The following is a 23,794-nucleotide window of genomic DNA, read 5'->3' on the forward strand; positions in this document are numbered from 1 at the left end:
CCGACTCGCCTTTCGACAGGAATCGCCATGCTGCAACCGCTCAGGATAGCCATCGCCGGTGCGCTCGGCCGCATGGGGCGGCAGATGGCGCAGGCCGTCCTTGCCGATCCGCGACTGGAGCTCGTCGCCCGCTTTCATCGGCCCGGCGGAGCAGGCGAGGGCCTTGTCGAGCGCGACGCGGCGCTTTCGCTTGCAGATGTGGTCATCGACTTCACCACGCCGTCGGCGTCCGCCGAATTGGCGAGGGCCTGCGCCGCGCGCGGCGGTCCGCCGCTGGTGATAGGCTCAACTGGTTTCGAAGGCGCTGAACTGGAAGCGATTGCCGAGGCGGCGAAGAAGATCGCCATCGTGCGCTCGGGCAGCTATTCGCTCGGGCTCAACATGCTGACCGGCCTGGTCGAGCAGGCGGCGCGGGCGCTGGGCGCAGGCGACTGCGACATCGAAATCCTCGAAGCGCATCACCGCATGAAGGTCGACGCGCCGTCCGGTACCGCGCTGATGCTGGGCGAGGCGGCCGCGCGCGGACGCGGCGTCGAACTCGACGATGTGGCGAAGCGCGCCCGCGACGGCCTCGTCGGCCCGCGCCCCGCTGGCGAAATCGGTCTTGCCGTGCTGCGCGGCGGCGGCATCGTCGGCGAGCATAGTGTGAGCTTGCTTGCCGAAGGCGAGACGCTCACGCTCTCGCATGCCGCCGGCGACCGTTCGATGTTCGCGCGCGGCGCCATTGCGGCCGCGCTTTGGGTCGCCGGACGGCGGCCGGGCGAATACGACATGCATGATGTGCTGGGTCTTCAATGTTGCTAGAAAGGCTGAAAGCCAGCTGAAAGCTTGGCCATGTCATGACAACCTGGCGGCGCTTGCCGTGACCGGTCCAGGAGGGGCCGGCAAGGAGGAACGCGGCGCAGCCTGCACGGCGCGTCGCCCACGTGGAGGAAGTTACGTGACCGGTTTAATCTCTAAACGCACCCTGCGTTCGGCGGCGTTGACGCTTGGCATGGTTGCCGCGGGCGTCACGACGGCATCGGCTGCCGACAAGATCTCAATCATGGTAGGCGGCTACGAGAAGCAGATTTACCTCCCCGCCAAGCTCGCCGAGGCGCTCGGTTATTTCAAGGACGAGGGCCTCGACGTCGAACTGCTCAACGAGCCGGCCGGTGTCGACGCCGAAAACGAGATGCTGGCGGGCGCCGTCCAGGGCGTGGTGGGATTCTACGACCACTGCATCGACCTGCAGGCCAAGGGCAAGTTCGTCGAATCCGTCGTGCAGTTCAGCCAGGCGCCCGGCGAGGTCGAGCTCGTCTCGTCCAAGCATCCCGAGATCAAGTCGCCTGCCGATTTCAAGGGCATGAGCCTCGGCGTGACCGGCCTAGGCTCCTCGACCAACTTCCTGACCGAATATCTGGCGGTCAAAAATGGCCTTAAGCTCGGCGAATTCACCTCGGTTCCGGTCGGCGCCGGCAATACCTTCATCGCCGCCATGCAGCAGGACAAGATCCAGGCAGGCATGACGACCGAACCGACGATCACCCGGCTGCTCAAGACCGGCGAGGCGAAGGTTCTCATCGACATGCGTACGATGGAAGGCACCAAGGCCGCGCTCGGCGGCACCTATCCGGCAGCTTCCCTCTACATGCAGACCGAATGGGCCGACGCGCACAAGGACACTGTGCAAAAGCTCGCCAACGCCTTCGTCAAGACGTTGAAATTCATCAACACGCATAGCGGCGCGGAGATCGCCGCAAAGATGCCGAAGGACTACTATGTCGGCGACGAGCAAGGCTACGTGAAGGCGCTCGACGCCGGCAAGGCCATGTTCACCGCCGACGGCGTGATGCCGGAAGGCGGTCCGGAAACGGTGCTGACCGTTCTCTCGGCCTTCAAGAAGGAACTGCAGGGCAAGCAGATCGACCTGTCGAAGACCTACACCACGGAATTCGTCAAGAACGTGAAATAGCCGATACCGCCGGCGCGATGTCCAAGCCGGACATCGCGCCCCGTATCCTCACTGTCTCTGTGTCCGGCGATGCGCCTGCGTGGCGATCGCGCGGCCCTTGGAGTATTTCACCATGCCAGTCGAAAGACCCGCTCCGGCGATCGAGCTGATCAATGTCAGCCGCCGCTTCCTCTCCCCCACCGGCAAGTCGCTGACGGCGATCCGCGATTTCACCATGACGGTGCAGCGCGGCGAATTCGTCGCCGTTGTCGGCCCGACCGGTTGCGGCAAGTCGACGACGCTCAACCTCGTCACCGGGCTCGCCAGCCCGAGCGCCGGAGAGGTCCGCGTCATGGGCGCTCCGGTCAAGGGCATTGACCCGCGCATCGGTTTCGTGTTCCAGACCGACGCGCTGTTTCCTTGGCGTACCGTGATCGAGAACGTCATGGCCGGGCCGCTGTTTCGCGGCAGGTCGAAGGCTGCGGCACAGGCTTCGGCTCGCGACTGGCTGGCTCGGGTCGGCCTCGCGCGCTTCGAGCACCACTATCCGCACCAGCTCTCCGGCGGCATGCGCAAGCGCGTGGCGCTTGCGCAGACCTTCATCAACGGCCCCGAGATCCTGCTGATGGACGAGCCGTTCTCGGCGCTCGACGTGCAGACCCGCGTGCTCATGCATGAGGAACTGCTGCGGCTTTGGTCCGAGGCGAAGGCGTCAGTGGTCTTCGTCACCCACGATCTCGAGGAAGCGATCGCGCTGGCCGACAAGGTCTATGTGCTGACGGCCGGGCCGGCGACGGTGAAGTCCGTCTATACGATCGACCTGCCGCGCCCGCGCGTCGTCGCCGACATCCGCTACGAGCAGAGCTTCATCGACTATTCGCGAACCATCTGGGCCGACCTCAAGGAAGAGGTCGAGACCAGCTACGCCCGCGCGGCCGCGTGAGGGGGAGGCTGAGATGACCGACGCCACTATCAACATCGCGAACGCCAGCTTCAGGCCCGGGACCTCCGACGCAGAGATCGAGGCAGCCGCCGCCCGGGCGGCCACGCACCGCCGCCGCACCGTCATCTTCTGGCGCTTCGCCATCCTCATCGCCTTCCTCGGCTTGTGGGAGATTGCCGCTCGCATGGCCTGGATCGATCCCTTCTTCTACGCCATGCCGAGCTCGATCGCCGGGCGGCTCTATGAATGGATCACGGAGGGAACGTCGGAAGGGCCGCTCTGGTACCACCTCTATGTCACCATGGAGGAATCGGTGCTCGGCTTCGTCACCGGTTCGGTTGCCGGCATCGTCATCGGCGTCGCGCTCGGCCGCAACCGCATGGCCGCCGACATCTTCTCCATCTACATCAAGGTGATCAATTCCATTCCGCGCGTCGTGCTGGCGCCGATCTTCATCATGATCCTCGGCCTCGGCCTTGCCTCCAAGGTGGCGCTTGCTTTCGTGATGGTGTTCTTCGTCGTCTTCCACAACGCCTTCCAGGGCGTGCGCGAGGCCGACAGGGCGATGATCGCCAATGCCCGCATCCTTGGCGCTTCCGACTGGCAATTGACCCGTTCGGTGATCGTGCCCTCGGCGATGAGCTGGATCTTCGCCAGCCTGCATGTCAGCTTCGGCTTCGCCATCATCGGGGCCATCGTCGGTGAGTTCGTCGGCTCGCGCTTCGGCATCGGCCTTTTGATCAACATCGCCAAGGGCTCGTTCGACGCGGCCGGCATGTATGCGGCGATCGTCATCGTCATGGTGGTGGCGCTCGGCGCAGAGTATCTGATGACGCTGGTCGAAAGCAGGCTTGCGAAATGGAGGCCGCAGCCGTTGCACGAGACACAGTGACGGCCGCCACGCTTCGCTCGGAGTTATTCTAAACGTCGGCCAGCGGCAGCCGCACGTCGACGATCAGCCCGCCGGTCGCGCCATCCCCAAGGGAGACGCGGCCGCCGGCATTTTCGACGACCTCGCGCACGATTGCGAGCCCCAGCCCGCTGCCTTCCTCGGTCGTTCCGGCAACGCGGTAGAAGCGCTCGAACACATGCTCGCGCTCGTCCAGGGGAATGCCGGGTCCATCGTCGGCGACCGTCAGCCGTGCCTCGCCGTCGATGACCGCCAGCTTCACCGTGACGCTGCCCCCGGACGCCGAGAACCGCAGCGCATTGTCGACGAGGTTGACGATCATCTCGCGCAGCATGGTGCCGTCGCCGATGACCGGCACAGGCCCCGTCTCCTCCAGGCCGAGATCGATGTTGCGGCCAACGGCGATCGGCGCGTGGGTTTCGAGCACCTGCCGCGCCGCTTCGGTCAGGTCGATGCGGTCGGAACGCGGCCGTCTGCTCCCCGGCTCCGCTCTCGACAGGGTGAGCAGCTGTTCGGCCAGACGCGCCAGGCGGCCGGAACTTGCCTGCAGGGCCACAAGCGCTTCATGGCGGGCATCGGAAGCAGTCTCCCGCAACGCGTAGCTGGCCTGCGTCGACAAGAGCGCCAGCGGGGTGCGCAACTGATGCGCGGCGTTGGCGATGAAGCGCCGCTGCGCCGCCATCTGTGCCCGCACGCGCGCCATATAGGCGTTGAGCGCGTCGATCAGGGGCCGGATTTCACTTTGCGCGTCGGGAACTTCCACGGGCTCGAGTTCGCTGCGGTTCGGCGAACGCACCGCGTCGCGCAGCCGGAGCAGCGGCGCCAGTCCGCGGCGCAGCCCAAGCAGCACGAACAGGCCCGCAATCGCCACCAGTGCCAACTGTTGCGCGAAGGCGCTGAACCAGAGCCGCCGCACCATTGCGTCGTGCCCGCCAAGCGTTACGCCGACGGTAACCGTTATCGGCGAGTCATCGCCGGCGCCGACCACCGATTGGCCGAAAGTCAGCAGCCGCAGCCGGCGGCCCCGATAGGTCACCTCGGTGCCCGGCGGCCTGGATGTCTCCGGGAGATCGGGATAGCCGGTCAGCAGCCGCCCTCTGGCGGTCTTGACCTGATAGTAGACGCTGTCGCGGTCGCCGGTGTCGAACATCTCGATCGCCGCCGGGGGAATCGTGGCCACGAGCACGCCTTCGGTCATGGCAGCCTGCTCCGCAATTGTTCTTGCCGAGCCAACCAGCATGCGGTCGGTGACGAGGTCCGCGGTGGCGAGTGCATTGCGCTGGCTCGTCCACAAATTGATGGCAGACAAACCTGCGAGCGGCAGCACAACCCAGGCCAGCAATTGCAGGCGAAGGCTGCCTATCCGAAGGCTGCGGATCCTCATGGCGCCGGATCGTCATGGCGCAAGAGGTAACCCAGGCCGCGCAAGGTCGCTATCTGGACGCGCGACCCCTCGAGCTTCTTGCGAAGGCGATGGACGTAGATCTCGATGGCGCTGGGGTCGGCGTCGGTGTCGAAGTCGTAGATCGCCGCCGAGAGCGCCGCCTTGCTCACCGTGCGCCCGGCCTTGACGACCAGTTGTTCCAGAACCGCGTGTTCGCGCGGCGTCAGCGACAGCGTCGCGCCGGCAAGCGAGAAAAGCCGGGTGTTGGTGTCGAAGACCAGGTCACCGCAGGAAATGACGGGGGCGGTGCGGTCATTGGCGCGGCGCAGTTGCACCCGGATGCGCGCCTCCAGCTCCTCGATCTGGAAGGGTTTCGCCAGATAGTCGTCGGCGCCTTCGTTGAGCCCCTTGACCCGGCCGTCCAGGCTGGCATTGGCCGTGAGCACGATAACCGGCACGGGGTTGCCGCGCGCCCGCAGCCTTTTCAGCACCTCCATGCCGCCCATGCGGGGCAGGGCAAGGTCGAGGATGATCAAGGCATGATCGCCGGCGGCCAAAGCATGCTCGACATCCTCGCCGTCATGCACGACGTCGACGACATAACTGGCCTGGCGCAGCGTCTTGCTCAGCCAATCCGCCAATTCGCGATTGTCCTCGACAAGCAGCAGCCGCATCGTTCGTCGCTATTTCCTCCCAACGGCGCCGACCTTCGCCAGAAGGGGCAGGCGGCGTCCGGACTGGTCCGTGAGGCCAACCGATAGTATCGATCCGCGCGCAAGGCAACGCCGGCCTCCGGGCGGTCACGACCGCGGCCCGGCGCTTCTCGAGCCTCCTCATCGGCCGGACAAGGGATAAAACCGAACCGTTCGGTTCAATTTATGTTGACGGTTCGTGTAGTCACGGTGAACGCCGAAACGCCGAACCAGCGCGCCGCACCCTGCAACGATCGCTATAACTACCTGATATTAAACGATAAAAATGTTGACCTGCCATCGCTCACAAAATTTCAAGATCGAACCGAACGGTTCGGTTCACAACTTTTCGTGATTGGAAATGGCAGCAAGGCCGACCCATTTCGGGGTGGTCCGAGCGACGCGAATTTCCATCAAGGCACGCCACTAGACGGACACGACTTTGAAAATCCGGAGTACTTAAAATGACCAAGATTGCTCTCGCCGCTGCTGCCCTCCTCGTCGCCACGAGCGGCGCTTTTGCCGGCAGCGACCATTATGGTTCCGACAACGTCAATCAGCCGGCCGTCACCGCTCCCGCGGGCAACGTCGACAACACCATCACCGGATCGATCCGCAAGCTCGACAAGCTCGAACAGCGCGACCTCCATGTCACGCCTGATCAGAACCAGCCGCAGTCGGGCCAGGGAATCTGGGGCCGCTAAGCGGCTCCTGTCCCCCGCCGGTCCCAACCTCAATTCTTGAAACTGGAGTAACTCAAATGACCAAGATCGCTCTTACCGCCGCTGCCCTTCTGGTTGCCACCGGGGCCGCTTTCGCCGGCTCTGACAATTACGGCTCGGCCAACGCCAACCAGCCGGCCGTCACCGCTCCCGCGGGCCAGGTCGACAACACCATCACCGGATCGATCCGCAAGCTCGACAAGCTCGAACAGCGCGACCTCCACGTCTCGCCGGATCAGAACCAGCCGCAGTCGGGACAGGGGATCTGGGGCCGCTAAGCGGCTCCTGTCCCCCGCCCATGCCAACCTCAATTCTTGAAACTGGAGTAACTCAAATGACCAAGATCGCTCTTACCGCCGCCGCCCTTCTGGTTGCCACCGGGGCCGCTTTCGCCAGCTCTGACAATTACGGCTCGGCCAACGCCAACCAGCCGGCCGCTTCGGTCGACACTTCGTATACCGCTTCGATCAAGAAGTCGGATGCCGACGTCCAGAAGCCGGTCGTCCAGGGCGCCAACCACGACCTGTTCGGCAACCACTAACGGTTCTGTCGTCGACAGATCTCAAAGCGGCGGGCTTGTCCCGCCGCTCTGCATTTGTGAAGCCGGGCGTCGGCAATCTGAACCCGCTTCACAAGTTATTGTATCACAAGCATTTGTAATCGTTTGTCTTTTTCTGAGCGAAGTCCGGATCGACGCTGTTGCGGTCGCTGAAAGGCGAACGCGCCGGGAATAAATCCCGGCCGCCGAGGGTCTTGTCGGCAGCGGGGGCATCCTCCCAAGGCCGCCGCCGATAGAACCACAGGAACAAGGAAATTGAACATGACCAGGATAGCTCTCACCACCGCCGCAATGCTTCTCGCGATGGGCTCCGCCTTCGCCGGCAGCGACCACTTCGACGCCAGTAATGCCAACCAGCCGGCCGTCGGCGTCGACAGCACCTACACCGGCGCGGTCCGCAAGCACGACGTTGCCAAGCCGGCCCCCAAGGTCGATACCGGGATGAAGACGGGAGCGAGCGGCGCCGCGAATTGGCCGGGTCCGCCCGCGGACAATTGGGGCAATTGATCCACCTCTTTGAGAATACCGAAGGCGGCGGGCAAACCCGCCGCCAGTTCATCGGACCGGCAAGCTCCGGGCGCTAGCCCAAATCCTTTGGCCGCAGGTAGTGGGTCAGCCGCGCGCCGCCAAAATCGAGATTTGCCCAATCACCGTCCAGGGTGAACCGGGCGAGCGCCGCCGTCGCAAACTTCGCTTCGATCTTCGTGAACACGCTCTCGTCCGACCCGGCGCCGGCCAGCCGCAAAACAAAATGCTGCAGGCCGGGATTGTGGCCGATCACCAGCAGGTTCGTCACCTTGGCCTGTCGCACGCGCGCCAGGATGACGCCGGCTGCCGCCTCGTAGAGCTCCTCGGCAAATTGCGCCGGCACATGCTTGGGAAGTTCCTGCGCGACCAGCCGCCAAGTGTCGCGGGCGCGCAGCGCCGGCGAGACCAGGGCGAGGTCGGGCAGCCAGCCGCGCCGCGCAAGCTCCCGTCCCATCAGCGGCGCGGTCTTCAAGCCACGTGGGGCCAGCGGCCGATCGAAATCGGCCAGGGAGGAATCGTCCCAGCTCGATTTGGCGTGGCGCAGGACGAACAGCTGTTTCCGTGGCATTGCAGCCTCTAGGGCGTGATCCGCGCCAGCTGTTCGAGATCGGTCTCCTCGCGCAACGGGTCCGGCGCCATCACCATTGAGGCGGCGTTGTCGGCGTCGTCGGCGAAATGGGAAAGCACGGTATGCCCGTTTTCCATGCGCGCCTTGCCTTCAGCGACAAGCCCCAGCGCCAGCGGGTAGATCCGGTGCTCGGCCTTCAGCACCCGCGCCGCGAGCGTGTCCTCATTGTCGCCGACCATCACCGGAACGGCGGCCTGCGCGATGATCGGGCCGTCATCCATCTCGGGCGTGACGAAATGCACCGAGCAGCCGTGGACGCGAACGCCGGCTCGGATCGCCCGCGCATGCGTGTCCAGCCCCTTGAAGGCCGGCAGCAGGGCAGGGTGGATGTTGACCATGCGCCCCTGCCATTTCTCGACGAGGCCGCGACCGAGGATGCGCATATAGCCGGCCAGGGCCACGATGTCGGCGCCGAAGCCGGCGAGCGCGGCGTCGATCGCGGCGTCGAAGGCGTCCTTGCTCGCATGGTCGGCGCGCTGGATGACCTTGGTGGCGATACCGCGCGAGTGCGCGATGCCGAGGCCGGCCGCGTTGGCGCGATCGGAAATGACGCCGACGATCTCGGCCGGATAGCTGGGGTCGGCGGCCGCCGCGATCAGCGCCGTCATGTTGGAGCCGCGTCCCGAGATCAGGACGACCGTGCGTTTCCTGCTCATAGGCCGATCGAGCCCCGATAGATCACGCCGGCGTCGCGGCGCGGCACGATGCGGCCGATCGGCGTCACTGTCTCGCCGGCCTCCTGCAGCACCGCAGCGACCTGAGCCGCCTGGCCGGAGGCGACGGCGAGGATCATGCCGATGCCGCAGTTGAATGTGCGCATCATCTCTTCCGGCGCGACGCCGCCGGTCCTCGCCAGCCACGAGAACACGGGCGGCACCTCGATAGCCTCGAGGTCGAGCTCGGCCGAAAAATCCTTCGGCAGAACGCGCGGGATGTTCTCGGGGAAACCGCCGCCGGTGATATGGGCGAGCGCCTTGATGCCATGCGTGTTGCGGATCGCCTTCAGGATCGCCTTCACATAGATCCGTGTCGGCTCCAGCAGCGCCTCGGCAAGGCTGAGCTCGTCGTTGAACGGCGCCGGATCGCTCCAGCCAAGGCCGCTCGCGGCCACGACGCGGCGCACCAGCGAAAAGCCGTTGGAATGCAGGCCGGACGAGGCAAGGCCGAGCAGCACGTCGCCTTCCACGATGTCGTCCGTCGGCAGCAACTGGCCGCGTTCCGCCGCGCCCACGGCAAAGCCGGCAAGGTCGTAGTCCTTGCCGTGATACATGCCGGGCATTTCCGCCGTCTCGCCGCCGATCAGCGCGCAGCCGGCCTGCCGGCAGCCCTCGGCAATGCCGCCGACGATCGAGGCGCCCTGGCCGGGGTCGAGCTTGCCGGTGGCGAAATAGTCGAGGAAGAACAGCGGCTCGGCGCCCTGCACGACGATGTCGTTGACGCACATGGCGACGAGGTCGATCCCGATCGTGTCGTGCTTGCCGGCGTCGATGGCGATCTTGAGCTTGGTGCCGACGCCGTCATTGGCCGCGACCAGCACCGGATCGGTGAAGCCGGCCGCCTTGAGGTCGAACAGGCCGCCGAAGCCGCCGATCTCGCCATCCGCGCCCGGCCGGCGCGTGGCGCGCACCAGCGGCTTGATCTTCTCGACCATCAGGTTGCCGGCATCGATATCGACGCCCGCCTCGGCATAGGTGAGCCCGTTCTTGCGCTTGGCCTGGTCGCCCTTGCTCATCGTCGGCTCGTCCCTGTTTGTCATTGCGGGCTCTTCGCATGAATGGTTTCGGGGAGCAAGGATGACGCGCGGGCGAGCGGGCCTTGCCCCAAGGGAAAAAGCGGAAATACCGGTGGGTGGAGGGGGATACTTCGCGGGGACCTTCACCGTTCCTCCTTGCGCCCATCCTCCATCTCCCTCATCTATTTCCCAACAAGATCACGACGGGACATCATGTGACCATACCCAACATGATCACGATCATGCGGCTGCTGCTCGTGCCCGCCGTGGTGTTGGCTATGCTGCAGTCGCTTTGGGGCTGGGCTTTCGCCGGATTCCTCGTTGCCGGTGTCTCCGACGGCGTCGACGGTTTCATCGCGCGTCGCTGGAACCAGTCGTCGCGCCTTGGCGCCTATCTCGATCCGATCGCCGACAAGCTCTTGCTGGTGTCGGTCTTCGTCGTCATGGGCTTTGCGGGCGAACTGCCGCTCTGGCTGGTGGTGACCATGGTCTCGCGTGACGGGCTGATCGTCTGCGCGGTGCTCTTGTCCAGCGTGATGAGCAATCCGGTCGAGGTGAAGCCGCTCTTCGTTTCGAAGGCCAACACGGTCGCGCAGATCGCGCTGGCGGCGCTCGTGCTGGGCGAACTGGCCTTCTCCGCGCATCCGGACCCGCTGCGGACCGCGCTCATATTGCTGACCGGGGTCTTGACCGTTGCTTCGGCCGCGGCCTATCTCGTGGCTTGGCTAAGGCATATGAGCGGCTATGGCGAAGGCTCCCGGACGAGCAACTCCCAGAACGGCGACCTCAAGACCGGCGACACCAAGCCGGGTATCGGCAAGCCAGGCGGCTCCAACACCGGCGCCTGACGTTGACGGCGCGGTGATCGCCATGGACGATGCCTCGGGCGGGCTGCGCCGCCAGGTCTTCTTCTGGCTGGCTACGGCCGTCCTGATGGCGCTCTTCCTTTATATCTTCTCGGGCATCCTGTTGCCCTTCGTCGCCGGCATGGTGCTCGCCTATTTCCTCGATCCTGTGGCGGATTGGCTGCAGCGGCTCGGCCTGTCGCGCCTGATGGCGACGGTGGTGATCCTCATTGCCTTCATCGTCGTCGTGGTGCTGGCCTTCGTCATCCTGGTGCCGGTGCTGGCGACCCAGATGGCCGATTTCGGCCGCAAGCTGCCGGACTATCTCACCCGCCTGCAGTCGCTTCTCACCAGCTTCGACCCGAAATGGCTGGAGCAGCGCTTCGGCGTCAACGCCGCCGGCCTGCGCGACGGGCTGAACTCGCTGCTGACCTCCGGCTTCAGCCTGCTCACCACCGTCTTCACCTCGATCTGGAGCTCCGGCGTGGCGCTGGTCTCGGTGGTCAGCCTTTTCGTGGTCACCCCGGTGGTCGCCTTCTACATGCTGCTCGACTGGGACCGCATGGTGGCCGAGGTCGACGGCTGGGTGCCGCGCGACCATGTCGAGACGGTGCGCGCGCTAGCACGCGACATCAACACCGCCACCGCCGGCTTCGTGCGCGGGCAGGGCACGCTCTGCCTGGTGCTCGGCGCCATGTACGCCACGGGGCTGACGCTGACCGGCTTGAACTTCGCCATCCTGATCGGGTTGTTCGCCGGGCTGATCTCCTTCATCCCCTATGTCGGCTCGCTGACGGGGCTGGTGCTTGCCGTCGGCGTCGCCTTCGTCCAGTTCTGGCCGGACTGGGCCATGGTGGTGCTGGTGGCTTGCGTGTTCTTCGTCGGCCAATTCATCGAGGGCAACATCCTGCAGCCCAGGCTGGTCGGAAAGAGCGTGGGCCTGCACCCGGTGTGGTTGATGTTCTCGCTGTTCGCCTTCGGCGCGCTGTTCGGCTTCGTCGGTCTTTTGATCGCCGTGCCGGCCTCCGCCGCGATTGCCGTGCTGGTGCGCTTCGCCATTTCCCGCTATCTGGAATCGCCGCTTTACAAGGGCCATGCCACCGAGCCCGCGCCGCCTTTGCCGGCCGATCGCGGCGGCGGCCATCGCGCGAAGCCGCGGAGCTGACGTGTCCTCACAGGGATTCTATCCGCCGCGCCAATTGCCGCTCGATCTCGGCCACGGCACCGGCTATTCGCGTGACGAGCTCGTGGTCTCGGGCACCAATGCGCAGGCGGCATCGCTGGTCGACCGCTGGCCGGACTGGCCGTCGCCGGTCGTGGTGCTGGCCGGACCGGCGGGCTCGGGCAAGACGCATCTCGCCCGCATCTGGCAGGAGCGGGCGCATGCCATCGCCATCGACCCCGGCCGGATCGGCGAACACATTGCCGGGCTCGGCATCAGGCCGGCGCTCGTCGATGATATCGACAAGGCGGCGATCGACGAGCAGGGCCTGTTCCATTTGATCAACGAAGTGCGCGGCGCTGGCTCGACGCTGCTTTTGACGGCGCGGCGCTTCCCCTCGGCCTGGCGCGTCGCGCTGCCTGACCTCGTCTCGCGGCTGAAGGCGGCAGCGACGGTCGAGATCCACGAGCCGGATGACCTTTTGCTTGCCGGCGTCATCACCAAGCTCTTCGCCGACCGCCAGATCGAGGTCGAACCGCATGTGGTGCAATATCTGGTGCGCCGCATCGAACGTTCGCTCGGCACCGCCATGCGCGTCGTCGAGCGCCTCGACCGAGCCGCGCTCGAGCGCAAGACGCCGATCACCCGCGCCTTGGCCGCCGAGACCGTCGGCGCCATGGACGAAGGGCAGGGCGAGTTCGACATCTAGCACGTCTGTCCCATTTCGGATCATCCGGTAAGGCATCTATCTTGCAAGTCGACACTGCCGGCTGATCCCGGTCCCGATCGCGTTCCAGATCGGGTGTAGGCTCGCCGGGCTCGAGGGTGTTGGGGTTCTCGCCCGGCGGGTTTACCGTTGCTTCTCGATACGGACCATCGAGTAGTCTATTTTATTGGACCTGGTCCATGAGAAGCCGCCATGCGGATATCGGTGACCGACGCCAAGGGACAATTGACCGAGCTGGCAAGGCGCGCCGCCAGAGCTGTTCCAGGAAAGCTAGCTGCTCTTGGCCTTCACCCGATCACGCAACCGACGCAATTGCCGCCGCCACCATGACTTCGGCTTGCGCGGGACCAGGACCATCTTGCCGTCGATGACGGCGTCATCCACCCAGTCATGCACCCGCATGCGCCAACGCGCCGTCACGCGGGCAAGCAGCGGCAAGGGATCCTCGCCGGTAATCCGCGCCAGCTCCGGATCCTTGAGCGCGAGGCGGAAATCGCAACCCTGGGCGATGAGAGCGCGCAGGAATACGATCTGGCGCCGCATGCGGTGGAAGTCGGTACCCTGGCTATTGACCATGGTGCGGGCGCCGATCCACTGATGCAGCCGCTCGCCAGACAGCGTTTCGCCCGGCGGGTGGAAGGACACACGCCGCCGCCCGTCCTCCAGGCGGCTTGTCGGCGTCAGCGGATACCAGAAATCGAGCGGCTCGCTGATCGGCACCCTGACGCTGGCCCCGGCAAGCGCGGCCTCTGTCGCGCCGCGCCTGAGGCAGATCGCGCTTCCGGCCATGAATCCCAGTCCTGCCAGCGCTTCAAGCAGCAATGCGCCGCCGCCCTTGGCGAAGGCCGCGTTTACGCGGTCGCGGACGAGGGGAGACCACAGGTCGCGCGGCACCCATGTCAGCCGCCGCCTGGAAACGTCCACAACGACGATGATATCGGTGTTGGCGTCCCAATTGTCCCTGTCGAGGATCGCTACAACCACGGCTGCCAAGATACGAGCCCTTCTGGTCAGGATCGCCGGGCCGTGAGGCCGCCCTGGTTGTTTCTGGAGAAGCAATGGTCGGAGTGGCGTGATTCGAACACGCGACCCCCTGATCCCAAATCAGGTGCGCTACCAGGCTGCGCTACACTCCGAGGCCGGCTTCCAATAGGGTCCCACGCGGTTCAGGGCAAGCACTAAAATAGAAAATTGGAACGAACGGCATACAACTGCAGGATCCGGCGTAAAAAGTCCCGCGGATATTGGCCGGGTGTTTCCCGTTAAGTTGGGATCGGCCAAGAGCACGAAACCCGCGGCAAGGATGCCGGTGGGGATTTGTCAAAGCAGAACGGCCCGCTGCACTGGTTATGCTGGGAGCACTGCAGCGAAGCGGAGGCCTTTCTGCGATCACTCAGTCGCGCCGCACAGCGATTATGCAGACCGAGAGATCGACTGCCAGCAGGCGATGGGGCCTGGCATCCAGGCTATTCTCGATCGCATGATTGAAGCCGACTGGACGCGCGATGAGGCCAAGCGATCGATCCGCCGCCTGATCGCTGCTGACTACATGACGCATAAGGAAACGCCAGGGCCGAAACAGAGCTCGCGGTGGCGCTTGCCATGATCCGGGCGAACCACCAGCTGCGCCGGTGGATCGACCGACCCTGGCTAACCTCGCAAAATCAAGAAGTGCGAGAGTCAGCGCCTCCTGTGGCCGTTCGGAAACTGCTCAGAACCTGTAGCTAACGCCAAGCCGAATGGAATTATCACGGACCTTCATAGTCTCGACGACGGATGAGTAAGCGGGCGCCAGATTTCCGTGGGCAGTCCCGAAGTCGGTATAGCGGTACTCAAGGCGCGCAGTCCATCTTTCAGCAAATGCGTATTCCACGCCCGCGCCGATCGTCCATCCGGTCATCGTCTTTCTCCACGACTCCAGAGCCGGCGTAAAGGGAGACCCCAGGCCGGGGCCGCCCTCAAAGCGGAAGTCGCCGACAGCTACGCCACCAGCGACGTAAGGCAGGAAACGGTCGAAGGCGTAGCCGACCTTGACTCGCGCGGCGCCCTGCCACCGCAATCTAGCGCTGCCTCCGCTGAATCCGCCGAAGGGATTGTCGAAGCTGCCCTTAACGTTGGAGTAGCTGAGATCGCCTTCCACGCCGACGACAAGTGGCGTAGCGAACTGATAGTTGTATCCAACGTACAATCCCCCGACAAAGCCGTTAGGGGTAAAGCTCCCAGTTGGAACGGGGTTGGTGAAACTGTAGCTCGTCCTCGCCCAATCGTAACCAGCTTGAGCGCCTAAATATACACCTGTCCAATTGTACGCAGATGCAACGGGCGCGGGCTCCGACGCAACGACATCCGCGGCGAATGCACCGCTCGTTGCAGCAACGAGAGTCGCGGTAGCGAGTAGGAGCGATTTCATGGGAAGCCTCTGCGTGAAACTGTCAAATGAGGTATATAACCAATTGCTAAATAAGATACTCCGATATCGCGGTCCCCAACCGATTTGGGCCCGTTGTTGCCACACGGCCACAATTGAGAGGGCGCGCTTGCCACCTGTGAGCAGCGCAGAGCTAGGCTTCTTAGGAGTTCGTTAGCGAGGCGTCCCGCAGCATCTTCTCGCCCCTTAGTTCGCCGTCCGGCGTGTCACCTAAACACGAAACGGCAGGTCCCGATCCGGATTCTATGCCGCAGTATTGAAGAGCGCCGGCCCTCGGTTTCGTTGACAAGCAACAGCGCCTGATGTTGACTTTCCCTAGGGTCAATTGGGGTTGGACATGGCACGCTTCGCACGCGTCTTGGCTTTCGCACTTCCATTGGTTCTTTCTGGTCTGCCCGCGCATGCGGAAGACGCGAACAAACCTGGCGACAAGCCGGAAGTTCTTACGACGGTCACGCTGGAAGATATCCGGGACGCGTTGCAGAACGCCGGCTATCGCGGTCAGATCAAGCACGACAGCACCGGCGACTATGTGTCGAGCGCCTCGGGTGGGCAGAATTTTTTCGTCAGTCTCGGCGGTTGCGATGACCAGAAGCTCTGCAAGACTCTGTTGGCGGAGACGGGTGGCTGGACGCCCAAAACCCCTTTGACGGTGGATGGGCTCGACGCATTCAACTGGGATAATGCCGGCTGGCTCACGATCGTGAAATACAAGGACGGCAAATACTACGCCAACTATCGGGTCACGCTAATAGGCGGAGTGACAAAAGCCTGGCTGCAGTCAAACCTGGAGACCTTTGCCACATCGACCGAAAATTTCGCGGCGTTCATGCAAAAATAGCGCCCGGCAAATCGCCAAGGACGATCACAGATCGACCTTGGCGACATTGTCCTTGTATTCTTCCTTCGGGTCGTAGCCGAGCAGCATCTTGATACCGGATACCACGCTGGACGCGTCGAGCCAGATCTCGGCTTGCCCGGGATCAAAGCGCAGCAGCGTCAGTTTCGGATCATCCTTGCCGCCCTCGAACCAGGCTTCAACGAAGCGGTTCCACAAGCGATCGATGACGGCCCGATCGTTGTCGACGCGCAGCTTGCCTTGAACCGTGGCGAAAAGGTCGTGACCCTTGGAGACAAAAGTCGCGGTGGCCTTGGTCGCGGTGGCCTTGCCGGCGGAGGAAAGGCCAAGCACCAGTTCGGTGTCCTTGGCGGTGAAGAACCAGATCGGCCCCTCAGCATCGCCTTCCAATTGCGCCGTCATTGGGCGCGGGATGACGGTCGAGCCGTCGAGCCCGATCATCATCGTCATATCCGATTTCAGGGCTTTCCAGAACTTCGCTTCGATCTCGGCGGGTGTCGGCATCTCGCTTCCTTTCATTGAGAGAAAGGCAAACGGCCAATCGTCCTGTCTGTTCCCTACGACCGGCGCTTCTGGCCGACGATCTTTTTGGCGATCGCCGCGCCCTGGATTATCGCGTTGGAAAAGCAGCCGCGAATGCTCGGCCGCATGCCGGTGAACCAGAGCCCTGGCAGCTTCGGGTCGCTCGCCGCGCCGTTGAACAGCGGCACGCCCTTGGCGTCCAGCACGCCGAGCCGGCCCAGCATCGTCTCCAGTCCGGTCCGGTAACCGGTGGCGGCAATGACGATGTCGGGCGCGATAGACTGGCCATTGTCGAGAACGACGCCGTCGCGCCTGAATTCACGCAGTTGCGGCACGACGATGATGCGCCCGGCCTTGATGGCCTCGACCGCGCCGTCGTCGGCGGCGATTGCCGTATAGTCTGAGCCGAGCCGGCTGGCGCCGCCCGATGGGGCAGGCGGCAGGCCGTATTTGGTCAGATCGCCGAACACCAGGCGCTGCGTTGCCGCCATGGCCGCGTCCGCGAGCCGTGCCGGCAGCCGCGCCATGAGCGGCGAGATGCGGTGAACGGCGATCTTGCCGATGCGCTTGGGCAGCAGCGAAGGTCCATTGCGCGCCGAGAGCCAGACCTGGCCCGTCTCGACGCGGGAAAGATGGTTGAGCGCATCGAAGCCGGAATTGCCCGCGCCGACCACCAGCACCTTTTTGCCGCTATAGTCGCTCGCTTTGCCGAATTCGGCCGAATGTATGATCGGCCCCGAAAAATCCTCCATGCCTTTCCAGTGCGGGATGAAAGGCTGTCGGTCGCGGCCGGTGGCGATCACCACATGCCGCGCTGCCTTCAGGCCCTCGCTCGTCCGCAACAGCCAGTGGTCGCCGCGAAATGCGATCTCATCGACCTCGACATCGAAGGCGACCGGCAGCCGGTGCATCTCGGCGAACTCGTTGAGGTGGCGGATGACGGCGCCGCGGTGCGGGAAGGCAGGCGTTCCTGGCGGATAGGATACGCCCGGCAAGCGGGAGAGCTCGCGATGCGTGTTGAGGTGGAGATTGTCATGGCGGCGATGCCATGGCTCGGCCAGCCGCTGCTCGCGTTCCAGGATCTGCGTCGTCACGCCGGCCTTGGCCAGCGCATGCGCGGCGGCAAGCCCGGCGGCGCCTGCGCCGATGACGATTGCGCCGTCCAAAATCGCCGGCTCGCCGGCCCCCAACGGCGAGACTTCCGGTTGCGCGCCCATTCGTGTCTTTATCGTCGTCATCATGCCTTCACGTGGCACGACCTTGTATCTGATGTATGCCGCGCACGAGCCAAAAGGAATAGGCGCGTCTTGCAAAGCGCTCCGGCATTGTGTCGCGGATTTTGCAAGCGCCGGCTAATGAAGCGGGTCGGCATGGCGATGCACCAGCTTGAACGAGCCGTTCTCCAGACGGAACACTTCCGTCACGCGCAAGGTCATCTCGGTTGCCTCGCCGTTCTTGCCTATGCGCGCCTTGGCATGCTGGAGCCCGGTCCAGAATGCCAGGTCACCGCTTGCGGAGGCCTGCAGCACCTCGAGGTCGGTGCTGCCGCCCTCGCGGAAGCTGGCCGCGTCGCGTTCGTAACGGCCGGCAACGGCCTCGGCGCCTTCCAGATGGTCGCCGCGCGGCGAAAAGAACGTCGCCGGTCCGGCATGGGTGACGATCGCCTTCAGCGAGGCAGCGTCGCCATTTACATAGTCCTCGGCGATCTTCTCGCGCTGTTTCATGAAGGCATCGAAGGACGATCCGCTCGGATGCACGGCCCTGACCCAAGTTTCCAGGCTGGCCATGAACTTTTCGAGGAAGGCAGCGGTATCGCCGTTGGTCACGGCGCCCTTGTCGTCCAGCAGTTCTGCGACGTTGCCGATATAGGCCTCCGGCTGCTGCATCACCGGCATGTCGAGGAACGTGAAGGTTTGCCTGAGCGCGTGATTGGCGCCGAAAGCGCCGAGCTGGTACGGCGTGACGCTGACCACGCCGGCCGGCAGGCCCTTGAACACGTTCTTGCCTGTCGGGCGCGAGCCGACATCGAGCGCGTTCTTCAGGCAGCCGGGGATCGAGCGATTGTATTCCGGGGTGACGAACAGCACCGCGTCGCACTCGCGTATCGCCGCGCGGAACGCCGACCACGCGGGTGGCGGGCCGTCGCCGTCCAGGTCCTCATTGTAGAGCGGCAGGTCGCCGATCTGGATGAAGCGGCAGCGCACGGAATCGGACGCGCGCGCCGCGAGCGCCTTGGCGATCTTGCGGGTGAAGGATTGGGCACGCAGGCTGCCGACAAGCACGGCGAGCTGCAGGACGGGGTGTTCGGTTGCATCGGTCATGGCGAAACGTCCGTTTCGGTGGCGGCTTACGGCAAGAGGCGGCCCGGGATCGGCCCGCCGACATTTCGATAATGTCGTCAGCACGGCGAGGTTCCCTGCGCCTTGGGCCCGGCAGTGCTTGCGGACTTGCCGCCGCGGCCGTTGCACAGTAATGACGGGTTGGCGCGAGATCGGGGTTTCCGAATACGGCGCTGAAAGAGATGCCCGGATCGTCGGGCGGCAAAGAGGTGGTCATGTCCGCGCGCATTTTCAGTCCAGCCAAAACCGCGATGCAGTCCGGCAAGGCCAAGACAGGACATTGGGTGTTGGAGTTCGATCCCGCCCAGCGCAAGAAGATCGACCCGCTGATGGGCTACACAACCTCGGGCGACATGCTGAGCCAGGTGAAGCTCACCTTCGACACGAAGGAAGAGGCTGTGGCTTACGCCGAAAAGGAAAAGATCGCCTATCGCGTCGAGGAGCCGAAGGAAGCCAAGCGCCGGCAGATTTCCTATTCGGACAATTTCCGCTATGACCGCAGGACGCCCTGGACGCACTGACTTCGAGTCTCGCGTCACTCGGCATGACCAGCCGGCTTTGCCGGCCGACGGTCCCGTAGCTCAGCTGGATAGAGCACCGGCCTTCTAAGCCGATGGTCGCAGGTTCGAATCCTGCCGGGATCGCCATTCTTGTCTGGAATTTCCTGGCCCATGCGGGGGACGACGCCGAAGGCAATCCGGCCCGACTTCCGGCCTCGCCAATATGCGCACCGCAAGACTGGCCCGATGTCGCTGCCTCCAGGACAGCGAGCTTAGGTGCGCGGCAAGGCCGCACAGCTGGAATCTCAAGACTCATGGGCATCTCCGGTGAGTACCGACAGGCGGGCTTTGTGGCATCAGGAGACACCAGGTGTGGTGTCGCTATTTGCTGTTGGCGTTGACGTCGCTGCTGAAACTCTGCGATACGTTTATCCCATCGGCCTCGATGGTCAGAGTCTCGTCCAACTCCGAATCCTTCGATTCAACGGAGCGCGTAAAGCCAACCAGTTTTGCACCAGGATCGCTCGGGCGCGACTGGTTGTCGTTCAGATTGTTAATGAAATTGAAGGAGTTCGTGGCGATCCAGAATTGTTTGTCCGCCCGAACACTTCCCCACATGTTCTTATTCCTAGTGTTCTTGCTGACCTTGTATTCGTTGGTTTCGGCATAGTACCAGAATACAGACAAATGAAGCGCGCTATCGAATTGGTCGCAGCCGCCATTCGGGTTTAGCACCAGCCAGCCCCGGGAAATATACGACTCGTCGTATCCCGGCTGCGCGTATGCCATTGCGAAATAGACCGTCTGGGAGAAGTTGTTGCATATCTTGATGGCCGCGTCGGCTCGTTGAGCGCAGGTTGCCAAGAAACAGGCGAGCACGACCGATTTCAGCAAGGCGGACATTGCGACACCCCCCGTCGGGCATAATTACATAAGGTCCTGCTGTATTAGCCAAAAGTCAACATAAGGCGTCGGGGCATACCTAAAACGACCACCTGTCGCGCTGGCGCCACAGGTCCATGGGGGCTCGCCAAAGGCGATACCAGCCGGCTCTCCATATCTGTTCGGCAATCGGGGCGTCGCCGTGGGCTTTGAAGAATTGCAGCACGCGGGGGCTGGCGAAAGCCTTCTTTCCTCGCGTGTTGTAGTCGCCGACCGGTAGGCGGTGTCGTCCAAGAGTCAGGCCGCTTTGGGAAAGCGCAACGCCGATGCAGAACTGTTCGGGCGCGTCCGTCTTGGTCAATTCGCGCACGGCCAGCATCGCGGAATAAGCCTCGGCCAACGCTCCGGCATTTGCCCGATGAATGCCAAGGATTCCGCTTTGCCACATCGGTTCGTGGCCCGTCAGGGTGTAGCCTCCGATCTTGACGTTATTTCCCGAGAGAACCGGGTAAAGCCGGTGCTGGCCCTCGCACTTGCGCATGAAGGAGCGGGTCGGGGAAATCCGCCGAAAACCCCTGGATGGATCGGCATAAGGGTAGTGGTCGCAGTCCATGAAGATGAGGCGGTCCGCTCGCTTCAGGATCTCGATCAGGCATGCGGCCTTGATGCCGAAATGATAGCGCCGGCCGAAGGACATCGACTCCTTCTGGTCGGCGGTTATGGTCGTCGTCTCGACGGGATACCGGCGAAAAAGTTCAGGCCTGTCGGTTGCGACGACTATTTTGGCGCGGGGGCAATTGTGCAGAAGCTTGAGCGCGCTGAGCAGCGCTCCAAGGTGATAAACCTCGTTGTCGCCATAAGCGATATAACCAAAAACGTCGTTCATTTGATCATCGGGAGAAGTGTCCGAGATCCGCCCTCTACCAACTAACAACGCGCGCACCTGCAATCCAATCAAAAGTTCCACCATCCCGCGCGGCGGCTGGCGAATGCTCGGTCGATCGGTCCCTTGCCTCGTCCGAAGTTCCTGGTTGATGGCTCGGCCGATCCGGGGCTATGTCGGCGGGAGCGGCCGGAGGTAACTCGATGTCAGCGTTTTCCAAATGGCTGAAGGATATTCGCTCCAAATTGCCGGAGCATGTGACGGTCGGACGTCACACCTACGGCGTGACATGGCGAAAAGTGTTGTTCCCGACCAAGGATGCACCTCTGCGGGTTGGAGCCTTCTGCTCGGTCGCCGGTCAGGTGCTTTTCATGTGCTCGGGCCAGCATTCGACCGACGGCGCGACGTCGTTCCCTATATACAGCCGGTTGCTGAAGCAGCCCGAGCCAATCGCAAATGGCGGCAGGCCGGGCGGCATCATTGTCGGCAATGATGTCTGGATAGGCCATGGCGCAATTATTTTGCCGGGCGTTCAAATCGGCGATGGCGCAGTCGTCGGGGCAGGAGCTGTGGTCACCAGGAACGTGCCGCCCTACGCGATCGTGGGTGGCTCCCCGGCAAGGTTGATCAGGTACCGTTTCTCAGAGGAGATCATTTCGAAGCTGCTGACAATCCAGTGGTGGCATTGGAACGACGACAAGATCAAAGACGAGGCGGCCGTGCTTTCCGGTCCCATTGAAACGTTCGTAGCTCGGCATTTTGTGGCAGGCACAGCCAGCAAATCCGTCGGGGTAGATGACGCCGAATGACGAAATCATGTTTTTTCGTAGCGGCTGACGCCAGGTACTTTCCTTATGCCTGTCTTGCCGCGCGCCGGATACTGGATGTTTCACAAGAACCGACGGACGGCTTCATTCTTCATCTCGGAGCGAGCGATGCCGACAGGAGCGTCGCCGGTCGTCTGTTGAAAGATCGCATTCAGGTGGTTGATGTTGCGGAATTCATGGCCGCGTCAGGTTTCCGCTTTCGTCCCGGCAGCGTCGCGACGTTCATCCGGCTCTTTGTCGATCAGCTTGCGGAATTCGCGCCTTACGACCGCATTGCGCATATCGACTGCGACGTTCTCTTCAACCGGGACATAGCCGACCTGGTGGGACAACCCATTCATGCGCCTTTGCTCGCTGCGCATGATGACTACATGTATTTCCGGCCAGCCTATCGGGAAAAAATGTCCATGCAGCCGGGCGCCCCCTACTTCAACGCCGGCATCATCGTGTTCAACATGGCGCCGGTGCGCGAACAACAGCTTATGAAGGAAGCCCGCAAGCTTGCTGCCGAAGGTCAGATGAACGATCAAAACGCCCTGAACGTGGCCTTCGAGGGCAAATGGCAGACGATGCATCCGAACTGGAACCTGCAGTCGCTTGGAACGCGGGAGTTTCGGTTCTCGCAAGCCTGGGCCAGGCATTTCGCGGGAGGCAAGCCGTGGGGCAATCAAGTCGGGGTCGAACTCGATGCGCTCAGGATCTGGCGGGACCTGGCGAAGGACACGCCCTGGGGTAAGCCGTTCGAGCAGCGCATCCCCTTCGAACGCGGCGTCATGAAGCGCTTCTTCCGGCGCTTCGACGCCGTTGCCGGCCTGTTCGGCAAGGATGTGCAGCGCCGCCGGGCCAGATATGACGGTATGAAGATGCATCGGATCTATGCCAGGCACGCGGACGAAGGTGCGATGGCAGTCCAGTTTCCGGAAGTGCTTGGCGGTTTCGCCTGATCGACCATGCGCTGTGGATAGTAACCCTGCGTTTACCACGCTGAGGCGCCGGTGTTGCGGCGTGGGGCCCGACTCGCCGAAATGAACTGGCCTGAACCCGTCAGGCAACCCCTAAGCCCAGCGGCCGGCGTTTTCATGTAACCCACGGGATGCGTGCTCGAACGCATTCTTGAGTATGCGTCGGCCGTCGCTTTCGCCTGTCTGGAAAAACCGAAGCCCGCCGCGGCAATGGGAAACCGCGACGGGCTCGGCGGCGTCCGGTGGGACGCCCTGGGAAAAACGGCGCTAGGCCAGCAGGCCGGCGACCTTGGCCGCCTTGCGCAGCGTCTTGCGCGCTTCCACCGGGCTGCGCAGGCCGTCAAGCGCGTCACGGCAGACGCGGCTCGCCGAGCGCCAGGCGCCGTCGCGCGCCTGCCCCGGCCAACCTTGGTCGAGGCATTCCATCGCCTCGAAGCAGCTCGACACCTTGCGCTGGCCGTTCGGCTGGAAATCGATCACGACTGGTTCGGAAAACCAGACATCGTTCATCACTTCCTCCATTCTTATGATCGTCTTTTGAGCAAGCAATCGGCGCCCAATGCGCCCGATGCGACTCCACGACTGCGGATTGCGCATTAACCAATCATCAGGCGTAAGGTTCCGAAGAATTTTCTGGCCGGAACGGACCCGTTCGAACGACCTCATGAGCTGGCCGATACACGGTTTGTATGGCTGAAATCCCATGGCCAAAGTCATTGGGCTCACCCGCACTGGCGAGCTATCGAAGGTGCCAGGCTGACGACACGCGGCAAGACCCCTTAGGCCTATTCTATGGCTTCCTCAGCGATGGCCAGGCTCGTGGGACA

The 23,794-nt window shown here is 63.4% G+C and carries 29 protein-coding genes and 2 tRNA genes; 17 read left to right on the forward strand and 14 right to left on the reverse strand.

The features are described 5' to 3' along the window. Positions 1 to 27: 27 nt before the first annotated feature. From dapB to ACR64R_RS03815, 4 genes are all read left to right on the forward strand, one after another. Complete coding sequence (gene dapB / locus ACR64R_RS03800; protein ID WP_487360358.1) at positions 28 to 804, forward strand: 4-hydroxy-tetrahydrodipicolinate reductase; 777 nt, start codon at positions 28 to 30, stop codon at positions 802 to 804. Between the two features lie 190 nt (positions 805 to 994). Further along, positions 995 to 1,954, forward strand: coding sequence for an ABC transporter substrate-binding protein (locus tag ACR64R_RS03805; RefSeq protein WP_487362370.1), 960 nt, complete (start codon positions 995 to 997; stop codon positions 1,952 to 1,954). Positions 1,955 to 2,066: 112 nt separating this feature from the next. After that, positions 2,067 to 2,876 (forward strand): ABC transporter ATP-binding protein, encoded by an 810-nt coding sequence (locus ACR64R_RS03810; RefSeq protein ID WP_487360359.1) that lies wholly within the window; start codon positions 2,067 to 2,069, stop codon positions 2,874 to 2,876. A 13-nt stretch (positions 2,877 to 2,889) separates the two neighbouring features. After that, positions 2,890 to 3,768, forward strand: coding sequence for an ABC transporter permease (locus ACR64R_RS03815; protein ID WP_487360360.1), 879 nt, complete (start codon positions 2,890 to 2,892; stop codon positions 3,766 to 3,768). A gap of 28 nt (positions 3,769 to 3,796) precedes the next feature. Here the strand turns inward: ACR64R_RS03815 and ACR64R_RS03820 are convergent, their stop codons facing one another. Together ACR64R_RS03820 and ACR64R_RS03825 are read right to left on the reverse strand one after the other, a co-directional pair. Then, positions 3,797 to 5,170 carry a sensor histidine kinase gene (locus tag ACR64R_RS03820; protein WP_487360361.1) on the reverse strand — a complete coding sequence of 458 codons (1,374 nt, stop codon included), beginning with the start codon at positions 5,168 to 5,170 and terminating at the stop codon, positions 3,797 to 3,799. After that, on the reverse strand, positions 5,167 to 5,844 hold the full coding sequence (locus tag ACR64R_RS03825; protein WP_126061760.1) for a response regulator: 678 nt from the start codon (positions 5,842 to 5,844) through the stop codon (positions 5,167 to 5,169). Before ACR64R_RS03825 ends, ACR64R_RS03820 begins: the two co-directional genes overlap by 4 nt. Before the next feature lie 228 nt (positions 5,845 to 6,072). On the opposite strand from ACR64R_RS03825, the gene ACR64R_RS03830 reads away from it, so the two are divergent. From ACR64R_RS03830 to ACR64R_RS03850, 5 genes are all read left to right on the forward strand, one after another. Beyond that, the gene (locus tag ACR64R_RS03830) at positions 6,073 to 6,330 is read left to right on the forward strand and encodes a hypothetical protein (protein WP_487360362.1); all 258 of its coding nucleotides are present in this window, start codon (positions 6,073 to 6,075) and stop codon (positions 6,328 to 6,330) included. Continuing rightward, positions 6,327 to 6,566, forward strand: a complete 240-nt coding sequence (locus ACR64R_RS03835) for a DUF680 domain-containing protein (RefSeq protein ID WP_487360363.1) — start codon at positions 6,327 to 6,329, stop codon at positions 6,564 to 6,566. The genes ACR64R_RS03830 and ACR64R_RS03835 overlap by 4 nt, the downstream gene beginning before the upstream one ends. A gap of 56 nt (positions 6,567 to 6,622) precedes the next feature. Continuing rightward, positions 6,623 to 6,862: a DUF680 domain-containing protein gene (locus ACR64R_RS03840; RefSeq protein WP_487360364.1), complete on the forward strand. Its 240-nt coding sequence runs from the start codon at positions 6,623 to 6,625 to the stop codon at positions 6,860 to 6,862. 56 nt (positions 6,863 to 6,918) lie between these two features. Continuing rightward, entirely contained in the window at positions 6,919 to 7,125 is a 207-nt protein-coding gene (locus ACR64R_RS03845) for a DUF680 domain-containing protein (RefSeq protein WP_487360365.1), read from the forward strand. 279 nt (positions 7,126 to 7,404) lie between these two features. Further along, positions 7,405 to 7,650 carry a DUF680 domain-containing protein gene (locus tag ACR64R_RS03850; RefSeq protein ID WP_487360366.1) on the forward strand — a complete coding sequence of 82 codons (246 nt, stop codon included), beginning with the start codon at positions 7,405 to 7,407 and terminating at the stop codon, positions 7,648 to 7,650. 73 nt (positions 7,651 to 7,723) lie between these two features. On the opposite strand, the gene ACR64R_RS03855 is transcribed toward ACR64R_RS03850, so the two are convergent. Genes ACR64R_RS03855 through purM form a run of 3 tightly spaced genes read right to left on the reverse strand, consistent with a single transcriptional unit; the run spans position 7,724 to position 10,031 of the window. Continuing rightward, positions 7,724 to 8,239, reverse strand: a complete 516-nt coding sequence (locus ACR64R_RS03855; RefSeq protein WP_487360367.1) for a SixA phosphatase family protein — start codon at positions 8,237 to 8,239, stop codon at positions 7,724 to 7,726. Positions 8,240 to 8,247: 8 nt separating this feature from the next. After that, positions 8,248 to 8,955 (reverse strand): phosphoribosylglycinamide formyltransferase, encoded by a 708-nt coding sequence (gene purN / locus ACR64R_RS03860; RefSeq protein WP_487360368.1) that lies wholly within the window; start codon positions 8,953 to 8,955, stop codon positions 8,248 to 8,250. Then, positions 8,952 to 10,031, reverse strand: a complete 1,080-nt coding sequence (gene purM / locus ACR64R_RS03865; RefSeq protein ID WP_487362371.1) for a phosphoribosylformylglycinamidine cyclo-ligase — start codon at positions 10,029 to 10,031, stop codon at positions 8,952 to 8,954. Before purM ends, purN begins: the two co-directional genes overlap by 4 nt. A gap of 215 nt (positions 10,032 to 10,246) precedes the next feature. Here purM and ACR64R_RS03870 point away from each other — a divergent pair, with 215 nt between their 5' ends. The 3 genes from ACR64R_RS03870 to hdaA are packed head-to-tail and all read left to right on the forward strand — an operon-like array spanning position 10,247 to position 12,747. Continuing rightward, positions 10,247 to 10,879, forward strand: a complete 633-nt coding sequence (locus ACR64R_RS03870) for a CDP-alcohol phosphatidyltransferase family protein (protein ID WP_487360369.1) — start codon at positions 10,247 to 10,249, stop codon at positions 10,877 to 10,879. Positions 10,880 to 10,901: 22 nt separating this feature from the next. Beyond that, positions 10,902 to 12,041: an AI-2E family transporter gene (locus ACR64R_RS03875; RefSeq protein WP_487360370.1), complete on the forward strand. Its 1,140-nt coding sequence runs from the start codon at positions 10,902 to 10,904 to the stop codon at positions 12,039 to 12,041. Position 12,042: 1 nt separating this feature from the next. Then, complete coding sequence (hdaA, locus tag ACR64R_RS03880; protein WP_487360371.1) at positions 12,043 to 12,747, forward strand: DnaA regulatory inactivator HdaA; 705 nt, start codon at positions 12,043 to 12,045, stop codon at positions 12,745 to 12,747. A 288-nt stretch (positions 12,748 to 13,035) separates the two neighbouring features. Here hdaA and ACR64R_RS03885 read toward each other — a convergent pair whose 3' ends face one another. The 3 genes from ACR64R_RS03885 to ACR64R_RS03895 all read right to left on the reverse strand — a co-directional run bounded on the left by ACR64R_RS03885 (position 13,036) and on the right by ACR64R_RS03895 (position 15,175). Next, positions 13,036 to 13,758, reverse strand: a complete 723-nt coding sequence (locus ACR64R_RS03885; protein ID WP_487360372.1) for an LCP family protein — start codon at positions 13,756 to 13,758, stop codon at positions 13,036 to 13,038. 66 nt (positions 13,759 to 13,824) lie between these two features. Next, a tRNA-Pro gene (locus tag ACR64R_RS03890) sits at positions 13,825 to 13,901 on the reverse strand. A 575-nt stretch (positions 13,902 to 14,476) separates the two neighbouring features. Continuing rightward, complete coding sequence (locus ACR64R_RS03895) at positions 14,477 to 15,175, reverse strand: outer membrane protein (RefSeq protein WP_487360373.1); 699 nt, start codon at positions 15,173 to 15,175, stop codon at positions 14,477 to 14,479. A gap of 355 nt (positions 15,176 to 15,530) precedes the next feature. Between ACR64R_RS03895 and ACR64R_RS03900 the strand changes: the two genes are divergently transcribed. Continuing rightward, on the forward strand, positions 15,531 to 16,034 hold the full coding sequence (locus tag ACR64R_RS03900; protein ID WP_487360374.1) for a YbjN domain-containing protein: 504 nt from the start codon (positions 15,531 to 15,533) through the stop codon (positions 16,032 to 16,034). 24 nt (positions 16,035 to 16,058) lie between these two features. On the opposite strand, the gene ACR64R_RS03905 is transcribed toward ACR64R_RS03900, so the two are convergent. The 3 genes from ACR64R_RS03905 to ACR64R_RS03915 all read right to left on the reverse strand — a co-directional run bounded on the left by ACR64R_RS03905 (position 16,059) and on the right by ACR64R_RS03915 (position 18,895). Beyond that, on the reverse strand, positions 16,059 to 16,556 hold the full coding sequence (locus ACR64R_RS03905) for a pyridoxamine 5'-phosphate oxidase family protein (protein WP_487360375.1): 498 nt from the start codon (positions 16,554 to 16,556) through the stop codon (positions 16,059 to 16,061). Positions 16,557 to 16,609: 53 nt separating this feature from the next. Next, complete coding sequence (locus ACR64R_RS03910; protein WP_487362372.1) at positions 16,610 to 17,791, reverse strand: flavin-containing monooxygenase; 1,182 nt, start codon at positions 17,789 to 17,791, stop codon at positions 16,610 to 16,612. A gap of 135 nt (positions 17,792 to 17,926) precedes the next feature. Continuing rightward, entirely contained in the window at positions 17,927 to 18,895 is a 969-nt protein-coding gene (locus tag ACR64R_RS03915; protein ID WP_487360376.1) for an NAD(P)H-dependent oxidoreductase, read from the reverse strand. A gap of 233 nt (positions 18,896 to 19,128) precedes the next feature. Here ACR64R_RS03915 and ACR64R_RS03920 point away from each other — a divergent pair, with 233 nt between their 5' ends. Continuing rightward, positions 19,129 to 19,434 carry an ETC complex I subunit gene (locus ACR64R_RS03920; protein ID WP_112101520.1) on the forward strand — a complete coding sequence of 102 codons (306 nt, stop codon included), beginning with the start codon at positions 19,129 to 19,131 and terminating at the stop codon, positions 19,432 to 19,434. Positions 19,435 to 19,483: 49 nt separating this feature from the next. Then, positions 19,484 to 19,560: transfer RNA gene (locus ACR64R_RS03925), tRNA-Arg, on the forward strand. A 234-nt stretch (positions 19,561 to 19,794) separates the two neighbouring features. Here the strand turns inward: ACR64R_RS03925 and ACR64R_RS03930 are convergent. Beyond that, positions 19,795 to 20,316 carry a DUF1036 domain-containing protein gene (locus ACR64R_RS03930; protein ID WP_487360377.1) on the reverse strand — a complete coding sequence of 174 codons (522 nt, stop codon included), beginning with the start codon at positions 20,314 to 20,316 and terminating at the stop codon, positions 19,795 to 19,797. A gap of 79 nt (positions 20,317 to 20,395) precedes the next feature. Continuing rightward, positions 20,396 to 21,265 (reverse strand): hypothetical protein, encoded by an 870-nt coding sequence (locus tag ACR64R_RS03935; RefSeq protein ID WP_487360378.1) that lies wholly within the window; start codon positions 21,263 to 21,265, stop codon positions 20,396 to 20,398. Positions 21,266 to 21,381: 116 nt separating this feature from the next. On the opposite strand from ACR64R_RS03935, the gene ACR64R_RS03940 reads away from it, so the two are divergent. After that, positions 21,382 to 21,987 (forward strand): CatB-related O-acetyltransferase, encoded by a 606-nt coding sequence (locus tag ACR64R_RS03940; RefSeq protein WP_487360379.1) that lies wholly within the window; start codon positions 21,382 to 21,384, stop codon positions 21,985 to 21,987. Then, on the forward strand, positions 21,984 to 22,949 hold the full coding sequence (locus ACR64R_RS03945; protein WP_487360380.1) for a glycosyltransferase family 8 protein: 966 nt from the start codon (positions 21,984 to 21,986) through the stop codon (positions 22,947 to 22,949). Before ACR64R_RS03940 ends, ACR64R_RS03945 begins: the two co-directional genes overlap by 4 nt. 285 nt (positions 22,950 to 23,234) lie before the next feature. On the opposite strand, the gene ACR64R_RS03950 is transcribed toward ACR64R_RS03945, so the two are convergent. After that, positions 23,235 to 23,477, reverse strand: coding sequence for a DUF982 domain-containing protein (locus ACR64R_RS03950; RefSeq protein WP_487360381.1), 243 nt, complete (start codon positions 23,475 to 23,477; stop codon positions 23,235 to 23,237). Between the last annotated feature and the right edge of the window lie 317 nt (positions 23,478 to 23,794).

The sequence above is a fragment of the Mesorhizobium sp. MC2-1-1 genome (assembly GCF_057597255.1).

Excerpts from the sequence above, each read along its gene's own strand:
- ACR64R_RS03825 (WP_126061760.1), bottom strand. The coding sequence starts at position 5,844 with ATGCGGCTGCTGCTTGTCGAGGACAATCGCGAATTGGCGGATTGGCTG.
- ACR64R_RS03895 (WP_487360373.1), bottom strand. The coding sequence starts at position 15,175 with ATGAAATCGCTCCTACTCGCTACCGCGACTCTCGTTGCTGCAACGAGC.
- ACR64R_RS03935 (WP_487360378.1), bottom strand. The coding sequence starts at position 21,265 with ATGGTGGAACTTTTGATTGGATTGCAGGTGCGCGCGTTGTTAGTTGGT.
- ACR64R_RS03840 (WP_487360364.1), top strand. The coding sequence starts at position 6,623 with ATGACCAAGATCGCTCTTACCGCCGCTGCCCTTCTGGTTGCCACCGGG.
- ACR64R_RS03855 (WP_487360367.1), bottom strand. The coding sequence starts at position 8,239 with ATGCCACGGAAACAGCTGTTCGTCCTGCGCCACGCCAAATCGAGCTGG.
- ACR64R_RS03945 (WP_487360380.1), top strand. The coding sequence starts at position 21,984 with ATGACGAAATCATGTTTTTTCGTAGCGGCTGACGCCAGGTACTTTCCT.
- ACR64R_RS03845 (WP_487360365.1), top strand. The coding sequence starts at position 6,919 with ATGACCAAGATCGCTCTTACCGCCGCCGCCCTTCTGGTTGCCACCGGG.
- ACR64R_RS03900 (WP_487360374.1), top strand. The coding sequence starts at position 15,531 with ATGGCACGCTTCGCACGCGTCTTGGCTTTCGCACTTCCATTGGTTCTT.
- ACR64R_RS03915 (WP_487360376.1), bottom strand. The coding sequence starts at position 18,895 with ATGACCGATGCAACCGAACACCCCGTCCTGCAGCTCGCCGTGCTTGTC.
- ACR64R_RS03805 (WP_487362370.1), top strand. The coding sequence starts at position 995 with ATGGTTGCCGCGGGCGTCACGACGGCATCGGCTGCCGACAAGATCTCA.
- ACR64R_RS03815 (WP_487360360.1), top strand. The coding sequence starts at position 2,890 with ATGACCGACGCCACTATCAACATCGCGAACGCCAGCTTCAGGCCCGGG.
- ACR64R_RS03850 (WP_487360366.1), top strand. The coding sequence starts at position 7,405 with ATGACCAGGATAGCTCTCACCACCGCCGCAATGCTTCTCGCGATGGGC.
- purN (WP_487360368.1), bottom strand. The coding sequence starts at position 8,955 with ATGAGCAGGAAACGCACGGTCGTCCTGATCTCGGGACGCGGCTCCAAC.
- ACR64R_RS03905 (WP_487360375.1), bottom strand. The coding sequence starts at position 16,556 with ATGCCGACACCCGCCGAGATCGAAGCGAAGTTCTGGAAAGCCCTGAAA.
- ACR64R_RS03930 (WP_487360377.1), bottom strand. The coding sequence starts at position 20,316 with ATGTCCGCCTTGCTGAAATCGGTCGTGCTCGCCTGTTTCTTGGCAACC.
- ACR64R_RS03940 (WP_487360379.1), top strand. The coding sequence starts at position 21,382 with ATGTCAGCGTTTTCCAAATGGCTGAAGGATATTCGCTCCAAATTGCCG.
- ACR64R_RS03810 (WP_487360359.1), top strand. The coding sequence starts at position 2,067 with ATGCCAGTCGAAAGACCCGCTCCGGCGATCGAGCTGATCAATGTCAGC.
- ACR64R_RS03950 (WP_487360381.1), bottom strand. The coding sequence starts at position 23,477 with ATGAACGATGTCTGGTTTTCCGAACCAGTCGTGATCGATTTCCAGCCG.
- ACR64R_RS03920 (WP_112101520.1), top strand. The coding sequence starts at position 19,129 with ATGTCCGCGCGCATTTTCAGTCCAGCCAAAACCGCGATGCAGTCCGGC.
- ACR64R_RS03910 (WP_487362372.1), bottom strand. The coding sequence starts at position 17,791 with ATGGGCGCGCAACCGGAAGTCTCGCCGTTGGGGGCCGGCGAGCCGGCG.
- purM (WP_487362371.1), bottom strand. The coding sequence starts at position 10,031 with ATGAGCAAGGGCGACCAGGCCAAGCGCAAGAACGGGCTCACCTATGCC.
- dapB (WP_487360358.1), top strand. The coding sequence starts at position 28 with ATGCTGCAACCGCTCAGGATAGCCATCGCCGGTGCGCTCGGCCGCATG.
- ACR64R_RS03875 (WP_487360370.1), top strand. The coding sequence starts at position 10,902 with ATGGACGATGCCTCGGGCGGGCTGCGCCGCCAGGTCTTCTTCTGGCTG.
- ACR64R_RS03820 (WP_487360361.1), bottom strand. The coding sequence starts at position 5,170 with ATGAGGATCCGCAGCCTTCGGATAGGCAGCCTTCGCCTGCAATTGCTG.
- ACR64R_RS03835 (WP_487360363.1), top strand. The coding sequence starts at position 6,327 with ATGACCAAGATTGCTCTCGCCGCTGCTGCCCTCCTCGTCGCCACGAGC.